Below are 19,404 nucleotides of genomic sequence, written 5' to 3' on the forward strand. Positions count from 1 at the left end.
CAAAGAAAAGTAGGTGCCGCCCCGCACAGGGGCGACGCCTGAAGCACGCTAACGTCACGCGGATGCCAGCGCAAAGGCCAGAACAATCAACCTGCGGATGCGAACACAAAGACAACCCGCAACTGCCAGCGCAAAAAAACTACTGCTTGGCCACTTGCTGCGACTGCCCGTCGGCGCTGCCGACATCAGCCTTCACATCCCCCCACCCACCCCCAAGCGCACGAATCAGATTAACCGTCGCGACCGCCTGGGTTCCGGCAAGATGACTCAACTGCAACTGCGACTGCAGCGTCTGCCGCTGCGCATCGATCACATCCAGATACGCAACCTGCCCTTCCTGATACTGCGTCTGCGACAAATGCTCCGCCCGCTTCGACGCGTTGACAGCATCGTTCTGCTCCCGCGTCTGATCCCCAAGCAAACGCAAATCGGACAAGTTGTCCTCAACTTCCCGAAACGCCACGAGCACCTGCTGGCGATACTGCGCCACATCCTCGTCATACTTCGCGCGCGCATTCGCGAGATTCGCCTTGCGTCGTCCGCCGTCGAAGAGCGGCACCGTGAGCGCCGTCCCGGCAAACGGACCGAGCAGGAACGCGCGGCTCGACCACTGGAACAGATCGCCGAGCGTCGTCGACTCGTAGCCGAACGCACCCGTGATGTCGAGCTTCGGGAAGAACGCCGATTTGGCCAGGCCAATCCGCGCATTCGCGCCCGCCATCGCGCGCTCCGCCGCCGCGATATCGGGCCGGCGCTCGAGCAGCGCCGACGGCAATCCAGCAGGCACGCGCGCCGTCACCGGCACAAGCGGCGTCTCGGGGAACGAGAAATCCGCAGGCGCCTTGCCAAGCAGAATCGCAAGGCCATGCTCGGACGCCGCGCGCTGACGCGCCACGCCAACCGCATCGGCACGCGCCGTCGCCAGTTCATTGCGGGCGCGCGACACGTCGAGCTCGTTAATGTCGCCTTCGTTGAAGCGGCGCTCGACGAGTTTCAACGCGTTCTCGCGCAATGTCACCGTCTGACGATACAAGCTCAACTGCGTATCGAACTCGCGCAACTGGAAATAGTTCTGCGCGACGTCCGCCTGCAACGCGAGCTGCACCGAACGGAACAATGCTTCGCTCTGCGCCTGGTCGGCACGCGCGGCATTCACGTTCGAACTGACGCGGCCAAACAGATCGACCTCATACGAAGCCGTCACCTGGGCGCGCCACAGCGTTTGCGTCGGCACATGCGCGTCGTTCGGCAGGAATTGCGAAGCGGGCGACAGACGCTCGCGCGTCGGCCCGAAGCCCGCATCGAACGACGGGAACCACGAGGCGCGCGCCTGCTGCGTCAGCGCGCGCGATTCTTGCACGCGCGCCGCGGCGGCCTTGAGGTTCTGGTTCGCATCGGCGGCCTGCTTTTCCAGATCGTTGAGCGTCGAATCGCCGAAAATCGTCCACCATTCGCCGCGATGCGCATCTTCAGCGGGCTCGGCCGTCTTCCATGTGCCCGCCTCGCTCGCCGGCAGCGGCGCATTCGCCGCGTCCGTCGTCGACGCCGACACGGGCGCTTCCTTGAACGCCGCCGGCGTCGCCGCATCGGGACGCTTGTACGTCGGCTCGACCGAGCACGCCGCGAGCAGCAACATCAGCAGCGTGCTCGCCGCCGCGCGACCCAGGCCGCTCATCTGTTCAAAATTTTTCATTGTCATTTTCTCCATCAGGCGTCCGTCGTATGCGCGACGAGATGCGGCGAGTCCTTTTGCGCGACGTGAATCTTGCCGCCCGCCAACGTACGCAGCACCACGTAGAACACCGGCGTCAGCATCAGGCCGAACAGCGTCACACCCAGCATCCCGAAGAACACGGCCACACCCATCGCGTGACGCATTTCCGACCCCGCGCCGCTCGACACCACCAGCGGCACCACACCCATGATGAACGCGATCGACGTCATCAGAATCGGCCGCAAACGCATCCGGCTCGCTTCGATGGCGGCCTGCAGCGGCGTGCGTCCGTCGTGCTCCAGCTCACGCGCAAATTCGACGATCAGAATCGCGTTCTTCGACGCCAGCCCCACCAGCACCATCAAGCCGATCTGCGTGAAGATGTTGTTGTCGCCCTGCGTGAGCCACACACCCGCGAGCGCCGACAGCACGCTCATCGGCACGATCAGGATCACCGCAAGCGGCAGCGTCAGGCTTTCATACAGCGCAGCGAGCACGAGGAACACGAGCAGCACGCTGATCGGGAACACCCACAGACCCGCGTTCCCCGCGATGATCTGCTGATACGTCAGGTCGGTCCATTCGAGCTTCACGCCCTTCGGCAACACTTGCGCCGCGATGCGCTCGGCCGCTGCCTGCGCTTCACCCGACGAGAAGCCGGGCGCCGGGCCGCCGTTGATGTCGGCCGCCGTGTAGCCGTTGTAGCGCACCACCATTTCCGGACCATACGTCGGCGTCACCGTCACCAGCGACGACAACGGCACCATGTCGCCATTCGCGTTGCGCGTCTTCAGTTGCAGGATGTCGTCGGCCTGCTGACGATACGGCGCGTCCGCCTGCACACGCACCTGGTACACGCGGCCGAAACGGTTGAAGTCGTTCACGTACAGTGAGCCGAGATACACCTGCATCGTGCTGAACACGTCCGTCACGGGCACGCCCAGCTGCTTCGCCTTCACACGGTCGAGATCGACGTTCACCTGCGGCACGTTGATCTGGTAGCTCGAGAACGTCGGGCCGAGTTCGGGCGTCGTTGCAGCCTTCTTGACGAACGCTTCCGTCGCCTTGTTCAGTTCTGTGTAACCGACTGCGCCGTGGTCCTCCAGCTGCATCTTGAAGCCGCCGAGCGTACCGAGACCGAGCACGGGCGGCGGCGGGAACACGGCGACAAACGAGTCCTTGATCGCGCTGTACTGCTGGTTCAGCGCGCCCGCAATCGCACCCGCCGACAGCGCCTTGCCCTTGCGGTCATGGAACGGCTTGAGCGTGACGAACACGATGCCCGCACTGGAACTGTTCGTGAAGCCGTTCACCGACAGACCCGGGAACGCCACCGCGCTTTCCACGCCAGGCTGCTTCAGCGCGATGGCGCCCATGTCGCGGATCACCTTCTCGGTACGATCGAGCGATGCGCCATTAGGCAACTGCGCAAACGCGATCAGATACTCCTTGTCCTGCGCCGGCACGAAGCCGCCCGGCACGATACGCGACACGAGCACCGTCAGGCCCAGCAGCACCGCATACACGACGAGCATCGCGCCCTTGCGCTTGAGCACGCCGTTCACGCCGCGCCCATAGCTTTCCGAGCCGCGATGGAACACCTTGTTGAAGCCCCTGAAGAACGGGCCCAACACGCGGTTCATCGCGCGCGTCAGCCAGTCTTCCTTCGCGTCGTGGCCGCGCAGCAGCAGCGCCGACAACGCGGGCGACAGCGTGAGCGAGTTGAACGCCGAGATCACCGTCGAGATCGCGATGGTCATCGCGAACTGCTTGTAGAACTGGCCCGTCAGACCCGTCATGAACGCGAGCGGCACGAACACGGCGACCAGCGTCAGCGCGATGGCGATAATCGGCCCGCTCACTTCCTGCATGGCCTTGTAGGTCGCATCTCTCGCACTCAAACCGCTTTCGATGTTCCGCTCGACGTTCTCCACCACCACGATCGCATCGTCGACCACGATACCGATGGCCAGCACCATGCCGAACAACGACAGCGCGTTGATCGAGAAACCAAAGGCGAGCAGCAACGAGAACGTACCGACAATCGACACAGGCACTGCGATCAACGGAATGATCGACGCGCGCCACGTTTGCAGGAACACGATCACCACGATCACGACGAGCGCAATCGCTTCGAGCAGCGTGTGCACGACGGCCTCGATACTCGAACGCACGAACTGCGTCGGGTCATAGACGATCTTGTACTCGACGCCAGCCGGGAAGTCGGCGGCGAGTTCTTTCATCGTCGCGCGCACTTCGTCGGAAATCTGCAGCGAGTTTGCACCCGGCGACTGGTTAATCGCCATCGCGACGGCCGGCTTGTTGTCGAGCAGCGAACGCAGGCCGTATTCCGAGGCCGCGAGTTCGACACGCGCGATATCCTTCAGATACGTGACGGCGCCGTCGGGCGCAGTCTTGACGACGATGTCGCCGAACTCGGCTTCTGTTTTCAGACGGCCGCGCGCATTCACCGACAATTGCAGCGGCGTGCCCGGCACGGAAGGCGATGCACCGATCACACCCGCCGCGACCTGGATGTTCTGCTCGCGGATCGCATTGACGACTTCCATCGCCGTCAGATTGCGTTGCGCGACCTTTGCCGGATCGAGCCACACGCGCATCGCGTAGTCGCCCGCGCCCCACAACTGCACCTGCCCGACGCCCTTGATCCGTTCAAGACGGTCCTTCACGTTGAGCAGCGCGTAGTTGCGCAGATACGTCATGTCGTAACGGTCGTTCGGCGAGATCAGATGCACGACCATCGTCAGCGTCGGCGAACTCTTGATCGTCGTCACGCCGAGACGCTGCACGTCTTCCGGCAGACGCGGCAATGCCTGATTCACGCGGTTCTGCACGAGCTGCGTCGCGAGATCGGGATTCGTGCCGAGCTTGAACGTGACCGTCAAGGTCAAATTGCCGTCGCTATTCGCTTGCGACTGCATGTACAGCATGTTCTCGACGCCGTTGATCTGCTCTTCGAGCGGCGACGCAACGGCCTCGGCGATCACCTTCGGGTTCGCGCCCGGATATTGCGCGTGCACCACCACGGAAGGCGGCACCACTTCGGGGTATTCGGAGATCGGCAGCTGGAACACCGCGATCAGCCCCCCGAGCAGAATCAGGACCGATAGCACGCCAGCGAAGATCGGCCGGTCGATGAAAAATTTGGATATGTTCATGTAAAGCTCTTGATATTGGAGCGCTTACGTCTCGTGCGCATGCATCGAAGGATTGCGTGTGTGCGTGGACCGATCACGAATCCTTGCGCGCCTTCGTGCGCGGCTGCGCCTGTGCCTGCGTTTGCGTACCCGTTTGCGTACCCTTTTGTGCTTGCGGTTCGGCGTGCTTCTGCTTCGCTCCGTCTAGCTGCGCCTGCTTGTCCGCCTGCGCGTCGTCGGCAACGGGCGCACCGCTCGCGTCGCCGTCGCCCATCGGCACCATGTGCGCGCGGACCTGCGCGCCCGGGCGCACGCGCTGCGTGCCGTTCACGACGATGCGGTCGCCTGCGTGCAAGCCGCTCTTCACGACGCGCAGATTGCCTTGCAGGTCGCCAGGCTGGATCTCGCGATACGCGACGTGATCGTCCTTGTCGACCACGAACACGAACTTCTTGTCCTGGTCGGTGCCGATTGCGGCGTCGTCGATCAGCAGCGCGCCATGCGGCTCGCTGCCGCCCACTTTCACGCGTGCATAGAGACCCGGCACCAGCGCGCCGTCTGCGTTGTCGAAACGCGCGCGCACGCGGATCGTGCCCGACGACGTATCGAGACGGTTATCGACCGACTGGATCGTGCCCTTGCGCGAATAGCCCGTTTCATTCGCCAGGCCCAGTTCGACGGGCACCTTGCTGTCGCCCTTCACCTGGCTGATGTATTGCAGGTACGTCTGCTCGTCGGCGTCGAACTCGGCGTAGATCGGCGAGACGGACACCAGCGTGGTCAGCGGCGCAGCGCTTGCGCCCGCGTTCACGACGTTGCCGAGCGTGATTTCCGCGCGCGACACGCGGCCCGCCACGGGCGCGACGATCTTCGTATAGCCGAGATTGATCTGCGCGGCTTCGAGTGCGGCCTGCGCAGCCTTCACGTTCGCGCTCGCCTCGCGCGCGGCGTTCTGCTTCTCGTCGTAATCGCGCTTTGCGATTGCGCTATCGCCGATCAGCCGTTGTGCGCGCTCCCAGTCGCTTTGCGCGTAACCCGCGCGCGACTGCGCCGCTGCCAGTTGCGCGGCGGCACGGTCGACTTCCGCCTGATACGGACGCGGATCGATGACGAACAGCACGTCGCCCTTCTTCACGAGCGCGCCGTCCTGGAAGTTCACGGACACGATCGTGCCTGACACGAGCGGCCGTACATCGACCTTTTCTACAGCCTGAAGACGGCCCGAATAGCTCTGCCAGTCGGTGATGGTCTTCTGGATGACAGTGGCGACATCGACTTCCGGCACGATGGTCGGCGCGGATTGCGCCGGCGAGCGCGCGTCGACGCGAATCGCGCCGAACGTGCCGAGGCCCGCAATGACAAGCACCGCTAGCGCCGCAACCGCCAGCTTCGAACGCGAGAGAGGAAAAACAGACATGACAGACTCCGGATTTAGTTAATAGAAGTTTGTTTATCGGAGTGCGCGCTCATCGAAGCGCCACTGAAAGAATCGGACCGCCTCGAGCAACGCCGCCGGATGATGGGCCAGCGCCGCGTGCGACACGCTTGGGTAACGGACCACCTGCGTTTGCACGCCCGCATCGATCAGATTGCTGGCGTACTTCTCCGCTTCGACGTGCAGCACGTCGTTTTGCGCGGTGGCAATCAGCGTCGCGGGCAAGCCGGCGAGCCGCACCGACTCGAGCGGCGCCGCATACGGATGGATGCGTTGCGCTGCCTGCGGCAGATACGCGCGATAACAGGCCGCGCATTCGCTCGCCGTGATGTCGGAGCTCAAACGCTTCTCGTCGCCAAGACGCGTGAGGCTCGGATCGAGCATCGGTCCGAACAAAGCCTGCGCATCGATCCGCACATCCCCGCGATCGCGGCCGATGAACGCAAGGCAATTGGCCAGCGAGCCACCCGCATCGTGGCCCGCTACGCCGATTTTTTTCGTATTGCCGCCGAACGCCCGTGCGCGAGTCTGCACCCACAGCGCGGCGCGGTGCGCATCTTCGGGCGCGGCGGGAAACGGAAACTGCGGCGCGAGCGAATAACCGACGGAAACGACAAGGGCCGGCGTGTGCAGCGCGAAATAGCGCGCGGCGTAGTCGGCTTCCTCTATCGAGCCGCGTACGAAACCGCCGCCGTGAAAATAGAGCAGGATCGGCAGGCCGTTTTTGGCGGCGGCTCGCCGGTAAAGGCGCAATGTGATGTCCTGTGCGTAACCTTCGATCCGCACGTCGGTGACGTCGAGCGACGCGGCGTTATCGCCGAGGCTCGCGCCGGACGGGACAAAGGTGTGACGCGGGTTGAATGCATCCATGTCGGAACAGCGCAATGCGCGAAGCTATCGAATGGTGCGAATTGTGGGACCAGCAGACTTCCAAATAAATGCCTATAATCCGGCAACACAATTCGGTGCACCTGAACAATCGAATGACTTTATTCGGCGCCTTAGCCAATCGTTAAATGGCTGATGCGGCTGCTTCAACAGTGCTCCGGCTCTTTCGGAGGTTTGCAATGGACCGGCTCCAGGCCATGCAAGTGTTCACCCGGGTCGTCGACACCAATAGCTTCACCCGGGCTGCGGAAACGCTCGATCTACCCCGCGCTTCCGTCACGACGATCATCCAGAATCTCGAAGCGTTTCTCGGCACACGCCTCTTGCATCGCACGACACGCCGTCTGTCGCTGACACCGGACGGCGCCGCGTACTACGAGCGTTGCGTGCGCATTCTCGCGGACGTCGAAGAGACGGAAGCGAGTTTCCAGAGCGGCAACAAGAAGCCAAATGGGAAGCTGCGCGTCGACATGCCGGGATCGATCGGACGTCTGCTCGTGATTCCCGCGCTGTGCGAATTCCACACGAAGTACCCGGATATCGATCTGCAACTCGGCTTGTCTGACCGCCCGGTCGATCTTCTGCAGGAAGGCGTGGATTGCGTGGTGCGGGTCGGCGCGCTGCAGGATTCGTCATTGGTCGCACGCAGAATAGGGTTATTCGAAGGCGTGACGTGCGGGGCGCCCGCGTATATCGAACGCGCGGGTATTCCTCAGACGCTCGAAGATCTCGAACAGCACAAGGCAGTGAATTATTTTTCGAGCCGCACGGGCCGCATCATGGACTGGTCGTTTCTCGTCGACGGCAAGGAAGTCGAGGTGAAAATGAAGGGCGTGGTGTCCGTCAACGACGCGGACGCTTACGTGACATGCGGCCTCGAAGGCTTCGGCCTGATCCAGCCGCCGCTCTTCATGGTGCTGCCGCATCTGCGTTCGGGCCAGCTCGTCGAAGTGCTGCCCGACCTGAAGCCCCTGCCGATGCCGATCTCCGCGGTGTATCCGCATAGCCGGCATCTGTCGTCCAAAGTGCGCGTCTTTGTCGACTGGATTGCGGAGATATTCGATCGCTGCCCGCTGCTGAGCGGCCGCGCAAGCCTCGACAAGACCTGCACGCAACGCACGTTCGAACAGAAAGAGACAGCCCCGGAGTTCAAGACGCCTGTGATGTCGGAGTGGGTCGCCTAGGCTGCCAGGCCTTTATTTAAGGGACGATCGCGGCCGCGCGCCGCGATTGTTCTGAAATTGCGACAATTCATTTCATGAAAGCCGGGTTTATCGCCCGCGCGTCAAAGCCTACATTTCACCCTGTCGCAACGCCGGACCAGATCGGCGAAGCAAACGAATTAGACGATAGGAGTGAATCATGAAACGCAATCTGCTGGCAGGTCTTGCTCTCTCGCTGCTCGTCAGCGCACCGGCATTTGCCGGCGGCGGCGGTGGCATCGGCCGCGCAGGATCGTATAACGATCAATGGTGGCAACACTCCGCTGACGCATCGGCACCGAAGTCGCGTGCAGAAGTGCGCGCGGAAGTGAACGACGCGTATCGCGACGGCACGTTGCCTTCGTTGAACAAGACCTCGTACCCCGAACAAGGCCTGATTGGCCGCACGCAAGCCGAGCGCCTCGAAGTGCAAAGCGACCGCAGCGTGCGCCTCGCGCGCGGCCAGTAATCGTCATTTAATTTTGAGTAGCAGGAGTCGAACATGAGCCCATCGGAACTCGATGACTGGGCCTCGGACATCCCCGTCTGGACGCCCTATCGCTCGCACTAAACGTGCGCTAAAAGAAAGTGAAGTGTGTGTGCTGCGCTCAATCGCATGAAAGCGATTGAGCGCTTTGCATTGGTGCGGATCTAACGTTCTGCGCTGCGCGATCAGCGTTGCGGCACGCCGTTGCGCCATTCACCCCAATGCGAAACGATGTCCTGAACGAGTGGATTGCCCGCGCGGTACAGGTTCTCCAGCGCGATAGTGAAACCACCTTGCGCGGCATAGTTGAGCAGGTTGTCGGCGCTCGTCTGACCATCATAAGGCCGGTCGAAATCCGAACCCGCGCGCAATACCGCCACGCGATTCAAATCCACGCGATGCACGCTTGCTGCGCGCTTCAACGCTTCATATGTTGAATTGTCTTCCTGCTGCGTCGTGCAGTAGACGCCCTTGCCGTCCGTGAGAATCTTCGTCCAGTCACGCGCGCGTTCGCCCAGCTTCGTACCGGACCACCACGTGTCGCCCGCCAGCGTGTCGCACTGAATGACGGTCGGCGCACGATTGGCGGGCGCATAGCTGTATTTGGCACGCGCCGCTTGCGCCTGCGCGTTGTCGGATAGCACGACATTGCGCGACAACGCAAAAGCCGTTTCGGCGAGGCGTGGATTCAGTTGAAACACTTCCGTGCGGTAATCGAGCGGCGGCTTCTCCGAAGGGCTTTTCGTATTGATGCCGAGATAGCCGGTGTTCCAGCCCTGCGGAATTTCGCGTCCGTCGATTTCCCATTGAATGCCGAAATCGACAAGATACCTGGCCCACGCAGCGGAGCCGACCGTACCTTGAATCGGATCGATGCCCGCAATGCCCGCCACCATGAAGTACGTATGGCGCAAGTCGAAACGCGACGAGAATGCGAGCGCCATGGTCGACGCGGCGGCATTCGTGTGGCCCATACCCGTCGTCATCACGCAGATGTCCTGCCGGTTGCAATGAATAGCCGGATAGTCCGGCGAAAGCCCCGCAACGGGAATGTCCTGCCACGGCCCGAGTTTATCGAGCCATACCTGCCCTTCCGGTCCGAACATCGAAATAATCATCACCTTGACGGGGCGGCCGTGCGATTCGCCGTAGCCTTGCGCAAAGCCGTCGTCCTGCGCATTCGCCAATGGCGAGACTGCCGTGCATGCGTCCAGTGCCAGAGCCGTCAATGCGCCTACCGTGCGAGTTACCATGACAAGTCCTTTCTTTAAGCTCGTTAAAGGATTGGGAATGGAATGCATGCCCTCGCGTAACAGGGCGGAGCTAAGTATAGGCGGCGTCGAATTGTTTTCCATTAGCTAATTCCACTTGTCATTTCGAATAGCCGATACGCATAAATCGAAAAAGAACTGCACTACGAAAAGTGCGTCAGAAAACGAAAAGGCCCGCGAACGTTGCATCGAGTGCATCATTCGCGGGCCGTGAATCATATATCGAGGTTTAATCGAGGGACGCCTCGGTTCTCACTCGCGGCACATCCGGCTCGAAAAACACCCACCGCACTTGCGGAAATTTTGCCTGCAAATCGGCTTCGACGATATTGATCGCATCGACCATTGCGCGGCCGCTGTCGTAGTCGATCATCTCGGCCTGCACGGCAACGACCACATGACGGCCCCACTGCAGCGTGATCAAATTGATGATGCTGCGTATCTCCTTGCGCGTGCGCAAATGTGCTTCGATTGCACGCCGCACTTCCGGGCTCGCGGATTCGCCGATGATCATCGATTTGACTTCCCGCCCGACCATCGACGCAATCACCATCAGCAACACACCTACGCCGATGGAACCCCACGCGTCAAACTCGGGATTGCCTGTGATCATCGTCATCAGCACCGCGACAAAGGCAATCGCAAGGCCGAGCAGCGCGGCCACGTCTTCGCCCGTGACGACGAGCAATTCCGATTCGCGTGTTTCGCGAAACCATCGCCAAATCGACTTGTCCGGGTTGGTCTTGCGGATTTCGCGGATCGCACCCATCAGCGAAAAGGTTTCGAGCACCACCGAAACACCCAGCACGCCTAGCGCGATATACGCATGCGACAACGGCTCATGCGCCATCAGACGATGCACGCCCTCATAAACGGAAAACACGCCACCGACGAAGAACAGCAGCAGCGCCACGATCAGCGAATAGAAATAGATGACCCGCCCCGCGCCGAGCGGATGCAACGGGCTCGCGGGACGGCGCGCCTGCTTGAGGCCGAACAGCAGCAAAACCTGGTTGCCGCAATCGGCCGTCGAGTGAATCGCCTCGGCGAACATCGAACCGGAACCCGTGAATGCAGCGGCCGCGAACTTGCAAACTGCTATGCCGAGGTTCGCCGCCAGCGCGTAAAAAATGGCCTTCGGTGATTCTTCTTTCATAGGCTCTTCAATTTCTCTTGACGCAATTGAGGTGGGAAAGAATCAAACGACTTCGACACGCGGCGCGCCTTCATGCAATTCACCGATCACCACTGCGCGATCAAATCCGTCCGCGCGGAAGATCGCGAGCACCTCGTCGACGGCATTGGGCGCGCACGACACCAGCAGGCCGCCCGATGTCTGCGGATCGGTCAGCAACGCGCGTGCCGTGTCGGGCAACGACTCCGCGAGACGTATGTCATCGCCATACGAAGCCCAGTTGCGGCCCGACGCGCCCGTGATGACGCCCGCCGCCGCGAACGCTTCAGCGCCTGCGATCCACGGCAGATCCGCGTAGCGCACACGCGCAGTCAGTTGCGCGCCGCGTGCGAGTTCCAGCGTGTGACCAAGCAAGCCGAAGCCCGTCACGTCGGTCATCGCATGCACGCCTTCGAGTGCAGCCAGGTCGGTGCCCGGGCGGTTGAGCTTCGTGGTGGCCGCGATCATCGCGGCATAGCCTGCCGCGTCGAGCTGATTCTTCTTGAGCGCCGCCGACAGCACGCCGACGCCGAGCGGCTTGCCGAGCACGAGCACGTCGCCGGCTTGCGCGGACGCGTTGCGCTTCACGCGCTGCGGATGCACGACACCAAGCGCGGCAAGTCCGTAGATAGGCTCGACGGAGTCGATCGAGTGGCCGCCCGCGACAGGAATGCCCGCCTGTGCGCAGACATCCTCGCCACCGCGCAGCACGGCCGCGATCACATCGTGCGGCAACACGTTGATCGGCATGCCGACCAGCGCGAGCGCGAGAATCGGCTTGCCGCCCATTGCATAGACATCGGACAGCGCGTTGGTCGCGGCGATGCGGCCGAAGTCGTACGGATCGTCGACGATCGGCATGAAGAAGTCGGTGGTCGCGATGATCGCCTGTTCGTCGTTCAGGCGATACACGGCGGCGTCATCCGAGGTTTCGGTGCCGACCAGCAGGTCCGGAAACAACGGCATCGGCACGCTGCGCTTCAAAAGATCGGACAGCACGCCCGGCGCGATCTTGCAGCCGCAGCCGCCGCCATGAGACAGGCTGGTGAGTCGGGGCACATTGGAACTGACAGCGGATTCGGTCATGATGATGAAGTGTCGGAGGATCGATAACGGCTATTATCCGGCAATCCGCGAAAGCGCTGTCCAACCGGTCGCGCAAAGAGAAACGCGCCGTCGTCTGTGTGTGACGACGGCGCGTTGCGTCGAAGATAGCCGTGCCTGGTTAGCGGCGTTCGAGTGTCGCCATCTCCCGCACGATCACGAGCAGCATCGACAGGCTCGCGCCGCCCGCCGCGCGCAAGTCCGTCAGCAGTTGCGCATAACGCGCGAGCGCGTTTTCGCGTTTTGCGCGCCACGCATCGACGGCCCCTTCCGCGGTCGTCGCCTCGGGCGCTTCCGTGAGCGCGCTCGTCGTCAGCACGCGCTTGAGTCGTGCAAGCTCGGCGAGCGCGGCGGCCCGCGCCATCACGTCCCAATGCGTCGAGGTGGGCAGCGCCTCGGCGCGCTCGCCGATCCACCCGTAGTTCAACTGCGTGCCCAACGCGAAGTACACGCCCGCGACGAGTTCGAGCCCGCGCCCGGTGGTCGCCGACACTTCCGCGATATCGAGCAGCGCAGCAGGTATGTCGCCGCTCGCGACGCGCACCGCCAGTTCGCTGTCCACGCCTGCATCGACGAGCACGCGCTGCCGCTCGGACAAGGCTTCGAGTTCCGCGCCGGGCAACAGCATCGGCAATTGCGGTGCGAGCCGTTGCGCCGCGTCGCGACAGCGCGCAATCAGTTCCGTCACGCCGCCGTCCTTCACTTCGCCCGACTGCAGGTGCCGCAAGAACCACAACGCAGCGCGCTCCAGCAGCTTCGTGATCTCGACGAACATGCGCGCCTGCACATCGTCGGCGACGCGGTTGTCGAGCGCGTCGATATTGCGCCACACCTCGTTCAGATCGAACACGTCGCGCGCAATCATGCACGCACGCACGATATCGCCCGGCTTGCCGTCGGTCTCTTCCATCATCCGGTGCACGAACGCACAGCCGACGCGATTCACCAGCGCGTTGGTCAGATGCGTCGCCAGAATCTCGCGGCGCAGCGGATGACGATGCATCGGCTCGCTGAAACGCTGGCGCAGCGGCTTCGGGAAGTACTCGGTCAGCATGCCCGCCACCAGCGGATCTTCCGGCACGTCGGTTTCGAGCAGTGCATCGTAGAGCCACATCTTGCTGTACGCGAGCAGCACCGCGCGTTCGGGCGAAGTCAAACCCTGTCTGGCGGCGAGACGTTCGTTGATCTCGTCTTCGGACGGCAAAAACTCGATCACGCGATTCAAACGGCCCGCGCGTTCGAGATAGCGCATCAGCCGCATTTCGGCGTCGAACAGTTCGGCCGCATAGCGGCCTCCAATCGACAAGGCCTGCGTTTGATAGTAGTTGTCCTGCAACACGAGCAGGCCCACTTCCTCCGTCATCTCCGCGAGCAATGCATTGCGCTGCTTGTCCGTCATCTCGCCATCCGCGACCACGAGGCCGAGCAGAATCTTGATGTTCACTTCGTGGTCGGAGCAGTCGACGCCCGCGGAATTGTCGATTGCATCCGTATTCAGGCGGCCGCCGCGTTGCGCGAACTCGATGCGCCCGAGTTGCGTGAGGCCCAGATTGCCGCCTTCCGCGACCACCTTGCAACGCAGATCGCAGCCGTTCACGCGCACCGCGTCGTTGGCCTTGTCGCCAACCTGCGCATGCGTTTCGCGGCTCGCCTTTACATAGGTGCCGATGCCGCCGTTGTACAGCAGATCGACGGGCGCCTGAAGGATCGCGCGCACCAGTTCAGACGGCGCAAGCGCGGCAGCCGTGATGCCGAGCATCGATTGCACGGCCTGCGAAAGCGGAATCGTCTTCGCAGTGCGCGCAAACACGCCGCCGCCTTGCGAGATCAGCGCGGGATCGTAATCGGCCCAGCTCGAACGGTCCAGATTGAAGAGCCGTTGACGTTCGGCGAAGCTCGTCGCGGGATCGGGATTCGGATCGAGGAACACATGCCGGTGATCGAACGCAGCGATCAGGCGGATATGCTGCGACAGCAGCATGCCGTTGCCGAACACGTCGCCCGACATGTCGCCGACGCCGACCACGGTGAAGTCCATGGTTTGCGTGTCGACACCCATTTCGCGGAAGTGGCGCTTCACCGACTCCCACGCGCCGCGCGCGGTGATGCCCATTTTCTTGTGGTCGTAGCCGACCGAGCCGCCCGATGCGAATGCGTCGTCGAGCCAGAAACCGTATTCCCGCGAGATCGCGTTCGCGTAGTCGGAGAACGTGGCCGTGCCTTTGTCGGCAGCAACGACGAGATAGGGGTCGTCGGGATCGTGCCGCACGACGTCGGGCGGTGGCACGATCTGGCCGCCCACGCGGTTATCGGTGAGATCGAGCAGCCCGCGCAGGAACGTCTGGTAGCACGCGACGCCCTCGCGCATCCAGGATTCGCGATCGGTCGGCGGCGGCGGATTCTTCACGACGAAGCCGCCCTTCGATCCCACCGGCACGATCACGACGTTCTTCACCATCTGGGCCTTCATGAGACCGAGCACTTCCGTGCGGAAATCCTCGCGACGATCAGACCAGCGCAAGCCGCCGCGCGCAACGCGCCCGCCGCGCAGATGCACGCCTTCGACCCGCGGCGAATACACCCATATTTCGAACATCGGTTTCGGCTCGGGCAGGCCCGGCACTTTCGCGGGATCGAACTTGAACGACAGATAAGGCTTCGGCTTGCCGCCCTCGTCGCGCCGGTAGTAGTTGGTGCGCTGCGTCGCGTTGATCACGCCGAGGAACTGCCGCAGGATGCGGTCCTCGTCGAGATTCGGCACTTCGTCGAGTGCGCCTTCGATCGTCTTCAGCAGCCGCTCGACACGCGTCTCCCGTGTCGTGGCGGGCGCCGGATCGGACCGCGCGATGAACAGTTCGACCAGCATGCGCGCGATGGCGGGATTGCCCGTCAATGCACGCTCGATATACGCGTCGCTGAACGTCGAGCCCACTTGCCGCAGATACTTCGCGTAGGCCCGCAAGATGATCACCTCGCGTGCGCTCAGTTGCGCGCGCAGCACGAGGCGATTGAAATTGTCGTCTTCGATATCGCCCGTCCAGACGCGCTCGAATGCATCTTCGAACAGGCCCTTCACGCGCTCGATGTCGAACTCGGTGTCGTCGGCCAGTTCGAGGCCGAAGTCGTGAATCCATGCGGGCGCGGCACCCGGCGCCTCGATCAGGTAAGGCCGCTCTTCGTCGACGCGCACGCCCAGATGTTCGAGCATCGGCAGGCTGCGCGACAGCGCGATCGGCTCCCCCACGCGATACACCTTGAAGCGGAAGGCGCGCGGCCCCGCTTCGATGGGCCGGTACAGGTTCATCGCGATCTGCTCGGTGCCCTGCACGCGCTCGATCAACTCGATATCGCGCACCGCCGTGCGCGCCGGATAGTCGTCGCGATAGCCGGCCGGAAACGAATCCGCATAGTGCTGCAACAGGCGGTTGCCCTGCTCTTCGCCGAACGCGTCGAGCAACGCATCGGCAAGATCGTCCTGCCAGCGGCGCGACACCTGGATGAGACGCTGTTCGAGTTCGCGCGTATCGACGTCCGCCATCGCGCCCGGCTCCGCATGCACCACGAAATGAATGCGCGCGAGCGTCGACTCGGACAGGAGCGGCGTGAACTCGACATTCGTGCCGTTGAACGCACTCATCAGCAGCCTGGCGATCCGCCGGCGCAAGTCGGTGTTGTACTTATCGCGCGGGACGAATGCGAGGCACGATACGAAGCGGTCGAAGCGGTCGCGCCGCACGAACATCCGCGTGCGCTGATGCTCCTGCAGGCGCAGCACGCCCATCGCCGTTTCGTAAAGCTCGCTCTCGTCGGCCTGGAAGAGTTCATCGCGTGGATACGTTTCCAGTACCGTCACCAGCGATTTGCCGAGATGCCCCTTCGGCAGAAAGCCCGCACGCCGCACGATGTTCGCGCATTTGCGGCGCACGATGGGAATCTCCGTCGCCGATGTCGTATAAGCCGTCGACGTATACAGCCCGATAAAGCGCCGCTCGCCGTTGATCTTGCCGTCCGGCCCGACCAGCTTCACGCCGACATAGTCGAGATAGCCGGGCCGATGCACCGTCGCGCGCGAATTGGCCTTGGTCAGAAAGATAGGCGTCGCGCCCGCGATGATATCGGCAGCGGCGGCCGGCAACGGTGTCACTTCAGAGGTGCCCTGAGGCCGCATCGATTCGCGCAGGATGCCGAGGCCCGAGCCCGGCACGCCACGCAAGCCGTATTGGCCGTCATGCGTGACGAGTTCGTAATCGCGCTGTCCGAGAAACGTGAAGTGGTCCGCGACCATCCATTCGACGAACGCGCGCGCTTCGACGCCTTCCGGGCTCGTCTCGCGCGCAGCCATGTCGCGGATCGTCGTGCGCGCTATGTCGACGATCTTCGGCCAGTCTTCGACGGCGGCGCGCACATCGCCCAATACCTTCGCGATCTCGTTGCGTAAGGCGTCGAGCTTCGCGGCGTCGCCGCAGCGGTCCACTTCAAAATGAATGAACGACGCGAGTTGCGAATGGCCGTCGTCGCTCGACGCGCCGCCGGGCGCGATACGTTCGATGCCGCCGTCCTTGCCGCGCCATATGCGAAATACGGGGTGCAACACGGAATGCAGCGACAGACCGAGACGATTGACGGCCATTGAAACCGAGTCCACCAGAAACGGCATGTCGTCGTTGACGATCTCGATGACGGTGTGATCCGAGTGCCAGCCGTGCTGTTCGAGAATCGGGTTGTAGACGCGCAAACGTTCGCTGCCTGGCACGAAGCGTTGCGCCGTTTGCCAATGCGCCATCGCGGCGCCGTAGAGATCGGCGATGCCGCGGCTTTGCAGATCGTCGGCATCGGCGAAGTCGTAGTAGTGACGCAGGAATGGCTCGACAGCTGCGAAAGCGGGCTCGGGCAATCGTCCTCGCGCGAATTCGACGACATCGTTGAGCAGATGGGCAACGGCTTCTTCGTTCTTCGCTTGCATGACGTCCTCCGCGACGGGCGACAATCGAGTGCATAGACTGAAGCGCATTATGCACCCGTTGAGCCGAAACGGATTGTGCATGCGCACATCGCGCATGCTTGCTCGCGGCTGTGACATAAGCGTGTCGATTGAAGCTATGGATAGCGGATCGGGCGCTTCGATGCCCGATGAAAAATGCTCCGCTCTGTTGGCTAACCATCACAGGCCAGGGTTCTTCTTATTAGCTTATGTAGCACTGATGCGTTAGGCTTTTATGGTCCGCAATAAAGCAATAGACGGTCATTTCTTTAAAGGCGTTATTGCGGATGCATGAATACAGGTTGGAAATAGATACCAATAGCGAATCACGGTTCCAATACCGATGCCATTCGCCAGCATGGAGACGCTCTTGAGTCGCGCAAAGCGGTCATACGAAGGGGTTGCTTCATGCCCAGCACAACGACTCGACGTGTCGATGCCGCTGGCCTGTTGTCGAGGTGTACCGGGGTAGAACCTGCAAGCCTGACATGGAGAACAGACCCATGAAGCGCGAGCCATTTCGACATGTGCGGACGATCAGTTACGCAACCATGCTTCTCTTTTACGTTGAAGCCCATGCGCAATCGCTTCAAGATCAAACCGCACAAGAAAATATCGCAACCCTTCGCCAGGAACTGAACAACCGTATCAAGGAACTCGATGCACTAAAACGCAAAATCGCTGAAGAAGAAGCGCAATTCCAGCAGTTGAGCAAGGCACTCGATTCACGCATGCTCGAGGTGACGCGCGGCACGGGCCAACCGGGCTCGGGTGCGGCGCCCGCCACAGGCATTGCGCAGAGCACGCCGGCTGGCGGCAATGCAGAGGCAGCGCCCAATGCCGCCGACGCCTCAACGGCAGGCGCCGCCACGGGCGCAACAGCGGGAGCGGCAACGGGCGCGGCACCCGCGCCTGTGATCAACATGGCGCAAAACGCAGGCGGCGAGCAACCGGTCCAGCCCGTCGGCCAGGCGCCCATTCCCGACACCGCACCACCCGCCGTCGCGCCGATCTTCGATCAGCCCGGCGTGCTCACGCCGAAGAACAAGTTCGTGCTCGAGCCGTCGTTCCAGTTCGGCTATTCGTCGTCGGACCGTGTCGCGCTGGTTGGGTACACGATCATTCCCGCCTTGCTGATCGGCCTGATCGACGTGCGCGAGATCAAGTCGAACGTACTCACGGCCGGCGTGGCCGCGCGTTACGGCATTACGAACCGGATGGAAGTCGAAGTGCGCGTGCCGTATGTCTATTCGACCAACGACACCGTCAGCCGCGAGATCTTCACGGGCTCGGCGCAGGACAACGTCTTTAATAGCAGCGGCCACGGCATCGGCGACGTCGAAATGACGTTGCGCTACCAGTTGAACGAAGGCGGCCCGGACAAGTTCTATTACATCGGCTGGCTGCGCTTCAAGACGGCCACGGGCAAGAGTCCGTTCGACGTCGTGACCGATTGCGTGACGCGCTGCATCGGCAATACGACGGGCACCGGCCTGCCGCTCGAACAGCCCACGGGCACGGGTTTCTATGCGATCCAGCCTGGTCTCACGTGGCTGTTCCCGAGCGACCCGGTCGTGTTCTTCGGCAACTTCAGCTACTTGCACAGCTTTGCCCGCAGCGATCTGAGCCTGCACATCCTGAACGGCGAGACCGATTTCGTCGGCAAGATCCAGCCGGGCGATATCTATGGCTTCAATGTCGGCATGGGTCTCGCGCTGAACGAAAAGGCTTCGTTCAGTATCGGCTATGACCAGAGCATCGTGCTGCCGACCAAGCAGAACGGATCGACCGTTCCCGGTTCGGTGCGCGTGATACTCGGCACGCTGCTGGTCGGCTACTCGTACCGCCTCACGCCAAAGACGACGCTCAACTTCTCGCTCGGCGCCGGCCTCACGCGCGACACGCCGGACCTCACGCTGACGTTCCGCATGCCGATCCAGTTCTAGCCTGGTTCGCCCATCACGCCTCCATCGAAACAAAAGCTCGCGAC

The 19,404-nt window shown here is 62.4% G+C and carries 11 protein-coding genes; 3 read left to right on the forward strand and 8 right to left on the reverse strand.

The features are described 5' to 3' along the window. Positions 1-139 precede the first annotated feature (139 nt). The 4 genes from KFO72_RS32450 to KFO72_RS32465 all read right to left on the reverse strand — a co-directional run bounded on the left by KFO72_RS32450 (position 140) and on the right by KFO72_RS32465 (position 7,177). Positions 140-1,693, reverse strand: a complete 1,554-nt coding sequence (locus KFO72_RS32450) for an efflux transporter outer membrane subunit (RefSeq protein ID WP_225033830.1) — start codon at positions 1,691-1,693, stop codon at positions 140-142. Positions 1,694-1,707: 14 nt separating this feature from the next. Continuing rightward, positions 1,708-4,893 (reverse strand): efflux RND transporter permease subunit, encoded by a 3,186-nt coding sequence (locus KFO72_RS32455; protein ID WP_054933762.1) that lies wholly within the window; start codon positions 4,891-4,893, stop codon positions 1,708-1,710. A 73-nt stretch (positions 4,894-4,966) separates the two neighbouring features. Next, the gene (locus KFO72_RS32460; RefSeq protein ID WP_060605538.1) at positions 4,967-6,289 is read right to left on the reverse strand and encodes an efflux RND transporter periplasmic adaptor subunit; all 1,323 of its coding nucleotides are present in this window, start codon (positions 6,287-6,289) and stop codon (positions 4,967-4,969) included. 33 nt (positions 6,290-6,322) lie between these two features. After that, positions 6,323-7,177, reverse strand: a complete 855-nt coding sequence (locus KFO72_RS32465) for an alpha/beta hydrolase (protein WP_107201296.1) — start codon at positions 7,175-7,177, stop codon at positions 6,323-6,325. Positions 7,178-7,374: 197 nt separating this feature from the next. On the opposite strand from KFO72_RS32465, the gene KFO72_RS32470 reads away from it, so the two are divergent. Both KFO72_RS32470 and KFO72_RS32475 read left to right on the forward strand, forming a co-directional pair. Further along, positions 7,375-8,379 (forward strand): LysR family transcriptional regulator, encoded by a 1,005-nt coding sequence (locus KFO72_RS32470; protein ID WP_035997006.1) that lies wholly within the window; start codon positions 7,375-7,377, stop codon positions 8,377-8,379. 178 nt (positions 8,380-8,557) lie between these two features. After that, the gene (locus KFO72_RS32475) at positions 8,558-8,866 is read left to right on the forward strand and encodes a DUF4148 domain-containing protein (protein WP_054933759.1); all 309 of its coding nucleotides are present in this window, start codon (positions 8,558-8,560) and stop codon (positions 8,864-8,866) included. Positions 8,867-9,069: 203 nt separating this feature from the next. On the opposite strand, the gene KFO72_RS32480 is transcribed toward KFO72_RS32475, so the two are convergent. The 4 genes from KFO72_RS32480 to KFO72_RS32495 form a co-directional block, all read right to left on the reverse strand. Next, a complete protein-coding gene (locus tag KFO72_RS32480) occupies positions 9,070-10,137 on the reverse strand; it encodes a purine-nucleoside phosphorylase (protein WP_225033831.1) in 1,068 nt (355 codons plus the stop codon). 247 nt (positions 10,138-10,384) lie between these two features. Continuing rightward, on the reverse strand, positions 10,385-11,311 hold the full coding sequence (locus tag KFO72_RS32485; protein ID WP_225033832.1) for a cation diffusion facilitator family transporter: 927 nt from the start codon (positions 11,309-11,311) through the stop codon (positions 10,385-10,387). Positions 11,312-11,353: 42 nt separating this feature from the next. Beyond that, complete coding sequence (selD, locus tag KFO72_RS32490) at positions 11,354-12,415, reverse strand: selenide, water dikinase SelD (protein WP_062917038.1); 1,062 nt, start codon at positions 12,413-12,415, stop codon at positions 11,354-11,356. 139 nt (positions 12,416-12,554) lie between these two features. Beyond that, positions 12,555-17,396 carry an NAD-glutamate dehydrogenase gene (locus KFO72_RS32495; protein ID WP_225033833.1) on the reverse strand — a complete coding sequence of 1,614 codons (4,842 nt, stop codon included), beginning with the start codon at positions 17,394-17,396 and terminating at the stop codon, positions 12,555-12,557. 521 nt (positions 17,397-17,917) lie between these two features. Here KFO72_RS32495 and KFO72_RS32500 point away from each other — a divergent pair. After that, on the forward strand, positions 17,918-19,360 hold the full coding sequence (locus KFO72_RS32500; protein ID WP_054933755.1) for an acetate kinase: 1,443 nt from the start codon (positions 17,918-17,920) through the stop codon (positions 19,358-19,360). Positions 19,361-19,404: the final 44 nt, after the last annotated feature.

Source organism: Paraburkholderia sp. XV (assembly GCF_020177535.1).
GTDB lineage: Bacteria > Pseudomonadota > Gammaproteobacteria > Burkholderiales > Burkholderiaceae > Paraburkholderia > Paraburkholderia caribensis.